Origin of the sequence: Vibrio splendidus 12E03, assembly GCF_000272105.2 — a bacterium.
Classification (GTDB): domain Bacteria; phylum Pseudomonadota; class Gammaproteobacteria; order Enterobacterales; family Vibrionaceae; genus Vibrio; species Vibrio splendidus_I.
The window spans coordinates 1-10601 of sequence record NZ_AJZD02000046.1 but is presented as its reverse complement, the minus strand read 5'-3'; the positions used below and the strand labels follow the sequence as shown (position 1 = coordinate 10601).

General features: G+C 43.7%; 9 protein-coding genes. 3 read left to right on the top strand and 6 right to left on the bottom strand.

Annotated elements, in window-relative coordinates; translation table 11 throughout:
* Positions 1-147 precede the first annotated feature (147 nt).
* Positions 148-1242, top strand: coding sequence for a carbohydrate porin (locus A142_RS04655; RefSeq protein WP_019819916.1), 1095 nt, complete (start codon positions 148-150; stop codon positions 1240-1242).
* A 123-nt stretch (positions 1243-1365) separates the two neighbouring features.
* Here the strand turns inward: A142_RS04655 and A142_RS04650 are convergent, their stop codons facing one another.
* Positions 1366-2073 carry a GntR family transcriptional regulator gene (locus A142_RS04650; protein WP_019819915.1) on the bottom strand — a complete coding sequence of 236 codons (708 nt, stop codon included), beginning with the start codon at positions 2071-2073 and terminating at the stop codon, positions 1366-1368.
* 280 nt (positions 2074-2353) lie between these two features.
* Positions 2354-3598, bottom strand: a complete 1245-nt coding sequence (locus A142_RS04645) for a dipeptidase (protein WP_019819914.1) — start codon at positions 3596-3598, stop codon at positions 2354-2356.
* 326 nt (positions 3599-3924) lie between these two features.
* On the opposite strand from A142_RS04645, the gene A142_RS04640 reads away from it, so the two are divergent.
* A complete protein-coding gene (locus tag A142_RS04640) occupies positions 3925-4860 on the top strand; it encodes a helix-turn-helix domain-containing protein (protein WP_019819913.1) in 936 nt (311 codons plus the stop codon).
* A 43-nt stretch (positions 4861-4903) separates the two neighbouring features.
* Here the strand turns inward: A142_RS04640 and A142_RS04635 are convergent, their stop codons facing one another.
* Together A142_RS04635 and add are read right to left on the bottom strand one after the other, a co-directional pair.
* Entirely contained in the window at positions 4904-5458 is a 555-nt protein-coding gene (locus A142_RS04635) for a sugar O-acetyltransferase (protein WP_019819912.1), read from the bottom strand.
* Positions 5459-5576: 118 nt separating this feature from the next.
* Positions 5577-6575, bottom strand: coding sequence for an adenosine deaminase (add, locus tag A142_RS04630; RefSeq protein WP_019819911.1), 999 nt, complete (start codon positions 6573-6575; stop codon positions 5577-5579).
* A 126-nt stretch (positions 6576-6701) separates the two neighbouring features.
* On the opposite strand from add, the gene A142_RS04625 reads away from it, so the two are divergent.
* Complete coding sequence (locus A142_RS04625; protein WP_017061092.1) at positions 6702-7649, top strand: LysR family transcriptional regulator; 948 nt, start codon at positions 6702-6704, stop codon at positions 7647-7649.
* A gap of 291 nt (positions 7650-7940) precedes the next feature.
* Here A142_RS04625 and A142_RS04620 read toward each other — a convergent pair whose 3' ends face one another.
* Entirely contained in the window at positions 7941-8321 is a 381-nt protein-coding gene (locus A142_RS04620) for a hypothetical protein (RefSeq protein WP_019819910.1), read from the bottom strand.
* Between the two features lie 59 nt (positions 8322-8380).
* Positions 8381-10429, bottom strand: coding sequence for a glycoside hydrolase family 3 protein (locus tag A142_RS04615; RefSeq protein ID WP_019819909.1), 2049 nt, complete (start codon positions 10427-10429; stop codon positions 8381-8383).
* Positions 10430-10601 lie beyond the last annotated feature (172 nt).

Below are 10601 nucleotides of genomic sequence, written 5' to 3'. Positions count from 1 at the left end.
CAATTCCAGATGGATAATATTGTGAGTGAGGAGTTAATTAGTAAATATACGCCCTAGAAATCGAGTCGAATACTGTCCATATATTTCAACTTGAAGATCAAAAAGTTGCTATGCAACTAATAACAATAAAATAATATTAGGGTTTATATGAAAAGCACATTCAAACTGTCTTTAGCTGCTGTTTTAGTTATTTCTGCAATGGGGGCTCACGCAGGCATTGCCATTGTTGATACAGAAGAAGGTAACTTCTCTGTTGGTGGTAACGTCGAGCTGAACTTTAACTACCAAGATAGAGAATCGAATGATAACGGTGACGCAGAGTTCAACCAAGATGGTCGAGTTCTGATTGAGTTCGCTGGCGAAAAGTACACCAGTAATGGTCACTATGTTGGGGTTAAAGCTCAGCCTCTATTTGAAAGCACAGGTAATGTCGCACTCGATGATGCCTACTTTGAGTTCGGCAAAAAAGACGGGTGGGCGATCAAAGCGGGTCGTTTTGAAGCCTACGATATGTTCCCTGTCGGCCTCGATGTTTTCCTTGAGTATTCAGGTGATACTTCAAATGAACTTTATACGGGCGGCAGCGCTTATGTGTACCAGATGAAAGAAGCTCGCGGTCGTGGTTCTGATGGTCAGTTGATGTATAGCCAAAGTTTTGGGGATCTGTATGTCGAAGTAGGAACGATGATCGGTGACCGCTCTGACTTGTTCTCTGATAGCTACCATGGTGTGGAAGTAGACCACGATAACGCCAAAGACGCGTTCCTTGTTCGCCCGGTTGTGTCATATAAAATGGGTGACTTTACTGTTGCAGCCTCAATGGAAACTAACTTAGTCAGCGATGCTGTTGTCGATACCTCGGGTAAAGATATCTCTGACCGAACTGGCTACGGTCTAACAGGTAATTGGTCTAATGATTCTTGGATCTTTAACGCTAACTTTGCTTACTTAGATGCTGTCGATGAAACTAATGTAACCGCGGGTTTGAACGCGCTTTATAACAACTTCGGTATCGGTTACATCTATGGTGCGAACGAATATGATTCCACATGGGCAAAAGGCGATGTGACGGTTAACACGGGTTACGCATCTTATGAGTTCCAGAATGTGCTCGAAGTACAAGACTTCTCTGTGCTTCTTGGTACTTACTACACGACGGTCGACAACGAAACGACTAATACATCTGCGTTCTCTGAAGACGATGATTTTGGTGCTCGCGTACGTCTTTACTACGAATTCTAATAACGGTTGATTCAATTCCACTAACAACCCGACATTGTGCGGGTTGTTGTTTTTGAGGGGGGCTACGGAAAATTCGAGACATTAAACATGGGAAAGCAAAGTCGTTAAATCCAAATCAAACCGTTACTTTTTGTCTCGGAAGCTCATGCTCTCACTGTTAAAAGGCGTGTGGTAGGTGCATTGGTAGTTGATGTCGATGATGTCGCTGACGATGAATAGTTCACCCGATGCTAAGAAACCTCGGTTGGTGATATTCATCGCGGCGGCATTTTTTTTGCAGCCGAGCAACTCCGCATCTTCTTTAGATACGTTGATCGCTTGATACGTTGTTAAGTAACTATCGATCTGAAGGCCTTTCGCTAGCGCATGTTTCTGGATTGAGCTTTCAATGATCTCGGCATTCATTTCAGGAAAGATGCTGACTGGTATCTTGGCTTCTTCTATCTGAACGACTTTGTTGTTAATCAATCGAAGCCGTCTAATTTTCCAAATGTAGTCATTGTCGTCTAAAGAAAAAATCTGCTGTTCGTGGTTATCGGGTAGCGCTTTATTCAGCTGGAGTTTTTTATAAGAGATCTCTTCAAAACTGTTTTCAGTGATGGAGTTGTACACCAGTGGTGTACCAATGAGAGAAGTGTTGACGAAGTAACCAGAACCCACTTTAGATTTCACCATGCCAATAGCCTCTAGCTTGGCTAGTGCTTTACGAATCGTGAAACGAGATAATCCATATATTTCAGACAGTTCTCTTTCAGCAGGAAGCTTATGGCTGATACTGTTTTGGCAAATTTTGCTCACAATATCTTGAACAACTAATTCATATTTTTTCATTCTAAAAACTTAAAAAAGCACTCATGGTGATTAAATTATAGTTAACTAAATCAGATACTCAGCGCATTCCGAACTAGCCGATAATTCTAACATAGAAGGCCATTTAGATGATGAGAAATAGGGTGTTTTGGAGGGCGAATTCGAGCATTACTTCTGGGTGTGTGACTTCATTCTCTTTCTTGATTAGATAAACGTAAAGGCGAGGTCACCTACAAGCAGATAATAAAAAAGCACGGCCAATAGGACGTGCTTCGAGTCTTTGAGCTTTGTTAGTCGCGACCTACATAGCTAAGTTTTCATTTCTTAACTTGGTGAGTTCTTTAAGGCGTTTTGCATACTCTTTTTGGAATTCGTCAGGGTCTGCGCCTTCAGATACTTGAGCGTACACTCGCATCTTGTTGCCGCCGTAGATCTTAGCAAGATCATCGTTGCTGTAACCGCGTTTCCACAGTTCATCAGTAATCGCCGCTAGGATCTTCGACAGTTCACCATTACCAGTAGCACCTTTGTTGAATGCCTCAATCATGTAGCCGCCGTCGTCGTACATTTTCGCGTTCTTGGTTGCGAAATCCACAACCATTGCGGTAGAGAACATATCATCAGTTGCGATACCTACGTGGTCAACGCCTACCAATTTCACGTAGTAATCGATCATGTCAGCAGCTTGTGCTGGAGAAATATCTTCAGGCCAAACGCCGTCCATCATCCATTCCGTAAAGGTTGGGGCAACGTAGCCACCTGATTTAGCCGCGCGTATCGCTTCATCGTCAGGAATAGCACGGTAGCAACCTTGTGGCGTTGCATCTGGCTCACTCTTATAAAGCCCCGCAGGCACTGAGTGCGTGTAGACAAATGGGGTTCCAGGATACTTCTCTTCCATGTAATCCATCGCGTCATTTGCTGTTTTTGAGCCTGTGTGGCTGAGATCGAGAATGACCTGATACTCGACCATCGAATCAATAACCGATTCTCCCCAAGGTGTTAGGCCAATATCTCTACCGTTAAATGCGGCCAATTGTCCTGAACCTGTTCTAAAAATGTCGTTATACGCCAAGATCATGCTTTTTAAGCCCATGTCTTTTAGAATCGCCATTTTGGTCACATCTTCTTCCAAAATAGTGGCGGTTTGGCTGTTCCAAAGCACGGCGGTTTTGCCTTCGGTGTGCGCTTTTTCAATGTCATTATTGGAATGCGCGATGATGAAATTGTCAGGTTGTTTTGCCATCGCAGAGCGGTGTTTATGATGGTGAAACAAGAAGTCATCAAAGTTGTGATCAGCAGCGGTAATGGTGTATTCATGCCCTGTGATACCTGCATCACGAGCATCTTGGAAGTAATCCAATAGCTGTTGCTCGTCCTGCCAACCTGCACCATAAGGGCTCGCGAGCATACCAATGACAATTGTGTCTTGAACAAATGTTTTAGCCTTGTCTGATGCAGGCCAGGTCTTACTCTCAACACTTGCCTGAGCAACACCAACACTCATTGCGATGCTTGCTGCTATTAACGTGATCTTTTTAAACATGAAAACCTCTCAATTACTGGCTTAAGTCCATTTATATTTATGCCTAGATTTAATAGTAGACCCTGACGGTATCGTTGAGTCATTTTAAATTGATAACCCTGTCATACTTTTTAATCAAAGCGTTACGTCCTGAATTGTGATTTCGCCTTAATGCAAAAACTTAAAGCGTCTCTTGTTAACTTGAGGTAATAGTAGCTAAGCTAGAAAAGTAAAATGTGCATTTTGTGCCACTGAATTTAAACTGTACTGATGCAGAAATTGATGCTGATATTGGGTTGAGTTGTGGATTTGACCTGTTTTGAACAAGACAAAGGAATCGTGAACTGATGCTTGAATTACCATTGATTGCGAAGAGTGTTGTGAGTCATTTCCAGCAGTGTGTACGAGAAGATAAGGCATTAGAGCTCTATCATGCCGGAATAGAAGCGCTCGCTGTTCAAGTGAGCATGCCATTCTCAATGGATACTTCAGTTGCTCAATATGTCTCGTTTAATGTGTTTACTCATTTCTTAGAGGGTTTGAGGAAGGTATTACCATCTGAAGTGTTTGTTTCTGCGTTATTAGGCAGTGCTGAACGAGCTGTTTTCGAACTCGCTTTTCCCCACCTTTCAGCTCAAGATTTTCTGTCTCTTTTTCCGTTTGAACAATGGTCAGTCGAATCGTCTTCACAGTCATTAAAGCTTTCATTTCTAGTATCTAATAGCTCGCTCAATGGTATTGAAGCCGAGCTGTTTTTGATCGTTTATAGCCACGCCTACTTTAAATCTCAACAGACTGATATTAATAAGCCGGTTCGTTACGACTTAGTTTCGGTGTCGGCGAGTGCGCTAAGTGAGTTGAGAATACAAACGGAAACGCCACAGTTCATAGGTCAAAATGAGACGTGCATTTCGTATAACCCCATTGATCGAGATTGCTCAATCAAAGCGGTATCAACGGCTACTACTTCCACCTTCAAAGTGACACAAGCATTACTTCCTTATATTGGTCGAGTCGATGTAGATTTGGTGATGTTTGGTCAAATAAACCGAATGGGTAAGCGCACAATCCAAAGAGCGCTTAGTGAAGAGGGGACGACCTTTCGAACCATTAAAGAGGCTCTGTCTTTTGAATTCGCCAAGCGCGTGATGACTGAGCAAGGTTATTCGATCTCAGATATTGCACTTCACTTGGGATACGCAGATGCCTCACAATTTATAAGAGCGTTTAAGCGAGCAAATGGGATTACACCTTATCAATGGAAGAAAGGCCATGTTGAGTGATAAACATGGCCTTTCTTAGGTTGCTTCTGAACTAGTCGCTTTGTTACTCAGTATTCAAATGTCGAATCAGCTTGGCTGGCATGCCACCGTATAAGCAGTCTGGTGGTACATCACTGTTAACCACTGAGTTCGCTGCGATAACAGAGCGTGCGCCAATCGTAACGCCTTGGTTGATGACTGAGTTTCCACCAATCCACACATCGTCTTCGACTGTGATAGATAGGCAGAAAGTTTCCCACTTACGGCGGCTGAGATAATCCAGTGAGTGGGAGGCCGTGTAAAACTGGGCACTTGGCCCTATCAATACATTGTTGCCAATTTTGATATTCGCGCCATCAAGCATCACCACGTTCATGTTGATAAAGGTGTCGTTACCGATCTCGATGGTTTTGCCAAACTCGCAATGAAAAGGAGGACGGACAACGCTGTTTCCTACTTTACCAAACAGATTAACTTGCAGGCTTGGTTGCTGAGTATCGTCAGAACATTGATTGAAGTCTGACAACGCCTTACTGGCGTGAGTGCGCATGTGGTCTATTTCATGGTCTGCGCCATCAAAAATCTCGCCGGACAGCATTTTCTCGAGTTCTGTTTTCATTGTTTGCATCCCATTCGTCAACATCGATATTAGAATACGGATAATTGGACATAAAAAAAGAGAAAAGCCTAAGCCTTTCTCTTCCTGTTTTTCTACTTAGCAATCAAGATTGCTCAAATTAGATTTGCTCAACAAAATCCATCAGGTGCTGTTTCACTTCATCTGAAGCAAAAGCGCTCTCTACAGAGTACTTGTAGATCTCTGCGTAGTCTTCTTGTGTTAGACCGAACGTTTCACATACACGCTTCACTTCGTTAGTCATGGTTGTGTTCGACACAGTACGGTTGTCTGTATTGATCGTTACAACGATGCCGTCTTTCTTGAATTCAGCAATTGGGTGGTCGCTGAATTTGTGAATACACTTAGTTTGCACGTTACTTGTTGGGCAAGTTTCAAGCGCAACCTGCTTCTCTTTAACGATGTTGTATGCGTCTTCGTTACCTTGGATGTGAACACCGTGGCCGATACGCTCAGCGTCAAGCATTGTCACTGCATCGTAAACGTTTTGACCATGCCATTGCTCACCTGCGTGAACCGTCACACGGTAGCCTTGTTCAATAGCGTATTGCGTGTACTCAGGGAATTCAGCGCAGAAGCCCGGCTTTTCACCGCCTGCAATATCAAACGCAACCACGCCTTTACCAAGGTATGGTTTACCAGCGTCGATTACATCTTTGATTGAGTCTTTCGGGAACATACGAAGTACAGACATGATGTAGTTGCCCTTAATGTCGTATTTCTCTTCTGCACGCTTCATGCCTTTAACCGCACTTGCGATGATTGCATCAAGAGACAAGCCCTTGTTTACGTGAAGAATCGGTGCAAAACGAACTTCTAGGTATTTAACGTTCTCTAGTGCTGCGTCTTCGTAAAGCTCAAAAGAGATACGCTCAATCGCTTCTTCCGTTTGCATCACTTGCAGTGGCAGGCTAAAGCAAGCTAGGTACTCATCAAGGTTTTTGCAATCTTCAGGCACTGTTAGAGACTTTACTACCGCTTCACGGTCTTCTGGAAGTTCGATTCCGTACTGTTTCGCCAAATCAATAATGGTGTCTGGACGAACGCTCCCGTCTAGGTGGCAGTGCAGATCAATCTTAGGGAGTGCTAGAAAGTTCATGAGTATTCCTTAGGTCTATTATTTTTTGAGTTATTAACTCATAGGTTACATGGGCTTAAATTAACAAGTTTGTGATATGATTTAAAGTGACATAAAGTCATCATTAATCTGAATCTAAGGAATATCATGGTAGATGTTAAAAGCTTACTCAAATGTGATATGAATTTACTGCTGTGTTTACACGTGTTGCTTGAAGAGCGCAGCGTGAGCAAAACGGCAGAGCGATTGTTCCTTAGTCAGTCTGCGGTGAGTAAACAACTCACTAAGCTGCGTTCTTTGTTTGACGACCCTTTGTTTGAACGTGAGTCAAAAGGCCTGTTTCCAACACCGAAAGCCACCTCTTTAGCGCCTAAAATTCATCAAATCCTTCTGCAAGTTGAACAGCTAACCGTGCCGGACATTTTTGAGCCGAAAGACAGCGAACGTACTTTTAATATCGATCTTGTTGAAACCGCTTATACCGCGATTTACCCTAAATTTATGCCTAACGCGCTAGCAGATGCGCCGAACATTACGGTAAACAGCACTACTTGGAGCAGCGAAACCTTTAAGCGCTTACTAAAGCGTGAGGTCGATTTCGGGATTGGAATTTTTGAGCTCGATGAAAGGGCTAGCACCCACATTCAAAATATCCCTGCCGAGCTAAACCACGTCGAGTTGCTGCAAGATTACTCTGTGTGTTTGATGCGAAATGATCACCCAGTACTTCAAGAAGAGTGGAATCTGCAAGCCTTCCTTAAATACCGTCATATTCAGTTGGTGACCGGTGGCGTTGGCGACTGGTTGCTACTGGAAATCTTGCAAGCCAAACAGCTTCAAATTAACAAAGCCGCCAACGTGTCGGACATCACCAGCGCAGTAAAGCTGTGCAAACAAAGCGATTTGCTGATGTGTTATCCGTACAACTCGGTTCGTGACTATATTGAGAGTGGCGAACTGGTGATGAAGCCGATTCCTATTGAGTTGGTTCCCGGTGGTTTGTTTTTGCTTTGGCACCGTTACTTTGATTCTGAACCAAGCCACAAATGGCTTCGCGACCTCATAGTCAATAAGACCCAAGAACCTCAGCTGTAAACCGCGAGCTACGATAATCAAAACGGCGAAATAAGTTTTTTTAAATTTATTTCGTCTTTTTAGCATGAGCATCGTCTTATTTCGGGTGCCAAATGCCCGCCAAGAATGAGATATCTAAATGAATCCAATGCCATCGATTCGTTGGTGTTGATTGATTAGTGCTTAATCCTGATGACAGACAGACAGACAGACAGACAGACAGAAGTAAGGCCAACGTGTATACGCTGGCCTTTTTTATGGTTCTTCGCAGATTAGCGCCAAGTTGGATAAGCGACTCGGCTTGTTGTTACGTTATGCCGGAACCTTAAAACAAGAATCTTGATTGCTGTATTTTGGTACGAAGCACAATTTGTCTGCCGACATTTTTAAGCCGTTTTGCATCTGGATATGTGTTACCGCCCAAATCACGCAGCCGTGAGGCAAATTGAATAGCGAGCGAGTTTGAGTGAACAACACGCCGTCATCATAGGCCGGTGTAATGTTCGTCGCTTTGCCTTGCCACGCTTTATGAGTGGTTTGCACATCAATATTTGGAACAATCAATGAGAGCATTTCTGGCTCAACGTCTTTTACGACTTTCAAGCAGATACGACATCCATCGTAGTATTGTTCTACCCAGATCTTATGCGGAATAGAATGGTCATCCCAACTTAGTTGTAAGATATGTTCCATGACTTTGTCCTTGGTATCTAAGAAGGCAGTGCACAACACTGCCTGAATTAGCTCAAATATTATTCGTAACTTAAACCATGTCCGAACGGGTAAAGGGTGTCGGCTTGATCATACCCAGGGTAATCTGAGTCTTGGTTTTGAATCGCTTGGGCACTGTTCGCTAAAGCAAATGGCAGTTTTCCTTGAGGAGCAAAGTTGCCTGAAAGCACTTCCATTAGGTTGCTGTCCGAGACGCCAAATGTCGCTATCACGGCCCCTGCCTGCTTAAGATTACTTTGATCGTCCAATACGAATGGTTGTCTAAAGTTGATGGACAATACCGTTTTGTCAGCGCCCACTTCGTTCATAACGGCGTTGATGTCGCTTAGGCTTGGTTCAATATGCCAAGACGCGGCAGTGGCCATTTGACTGAAGGCGAGAATGTCGAGCTCATCTGGGTTAGCACCACCAAAGATAAGATCAGGATCTGAACCTTCGTTAGATACGCGAACACGAATAACCGCATAGTCCGTATCGGCTGGAACTGGTGGACGTGTTTCTCCCGTTTCGTAATCACCAGAAGTCACGGCAAAGTTGTACTTGTCGTCTCCTGCAATGTTTTCGTCCATTCCCATGACATACAAAGCAACAGGAGCTTGTGCGGTTGATTCAGCTAAAGGTAAAGTCTTATTGGTATTTTGAAGTAAGACGACAGATTTTTTCTGTGCGTAATCCGCGCGTTCTTGGTATTTTTCGTTGCCTAAAATCTCTTGGGCTTTTTTCTCATCAACGTAAGTGTTTTCGAAAAGGCCAAGCTTGAATTGTTCTTCAAGTAAGCGTGTGACTGATAGGTCGACACGCTCTTCGGTGAGCAGATCCTTTTCGACCAGTTTCACGATGACTTCTTTATCATGGAAACCTGAAAGAACATCGACTCCAGCTTCGACCGCCATTGCAACCTGTTCATCAATTGTTTTGTGTTCCACACCCCATGCTCGATCGCCAATAATGCCGGTATCTGAGTTCACGTTACCTGTGTAGCCTAATTCGTCTCTGAGCAAATCGGTGACAATGCCTTTTGAAAAGGACATACCAACATCATTTGGCATCCACTTTTGATCTACAGGGATGCCGTAGTAAGGCATGATTGAAGAAGCGCCTGCCTCAATTGCGGCAATAAACGGTTTTAGGTGGTAATCAAAATTGTTCTTTGGATAGACTTGGTTCTTACCGAAGTCATAGTGTGGATCACCGCCGTTTTCTTGTGGACCGCCGCCAGGAAAGTGTTTGATGGTTAGCGCGATACTGTCTTCGTTGACCTCACCGCCATCCTGCAACCCTTTGATCAGTGAGCGCATAATGTCAGACGCTAAATCTGCATCTTCGGTAAAGGTTTCGTGCACTCGGTACCAGCGAGGTTCTGTCGCCAAATCCATCATGTATCCGTACATACTGCGTAGGCCAATTGAAGACCATTCGTCATTCATGATGCCAGCAAATTCAGTGATCAAATCCATGTCACGAGTGGCTGCTAAACCTGCCTCTTTAGGCCAAGCAGAAAATGCTCCTGAAGAAACGTTGATCCCTGCTTTTGCTGATGGATCAATATGGTTACGGGCATTGGATTTGAATAGAGCGGGGATACCCATTCGCGTCTGTTCACGCAGTTCTTGAACACTATTCATGAACTGGGCAGCTTCTGTAGGGGTTATCTGACAACCTGAGCGGCCTGAATCGCAATCAGGCGCATTGGCAGGTGTTTCGACTACGCTGTTACGAAAGATAAAGCGGGTCATTTGGGCATCGGCAATCATGTCTTGGCCAGTACTACTAACAAGTCCACCTTCGGCTGAATTTAAGGTATCAATGAGCATCATGCCGGCTTTCTCGTCTAGCGTCATTCGGTTAACCAAGTCTGCTGCTCGCTCTTCTGGAGATAATCGCCAGTCTTCAAAGGGTTCCAGTGTTCCATTGCCGTTAGAGTCTCGGAACTGGTAACCCTCAATGTTCAATACATCATGAACACGAGAGTGAACTTGGGGTTGCTGGAGGTTATTGTCACTATCAGATGAGTTGCATCCTGCAAGAAGCAACGCGATTGCTATAGGTGTCAGGGTAAGACGCTTCATGGTCACGGTCCTATTGTTTGTATAATAATAAGTACATGACCAATTTTAATAATTAACGGACTATTGGTTAACCAAAATAAATCAAACTAAAGATTTGGATCACCATATAAATTTAATTGGTGATTTAATTCAATTTAGTATTGGCTTTGTTGCGTAATTAAATTTAAAGATA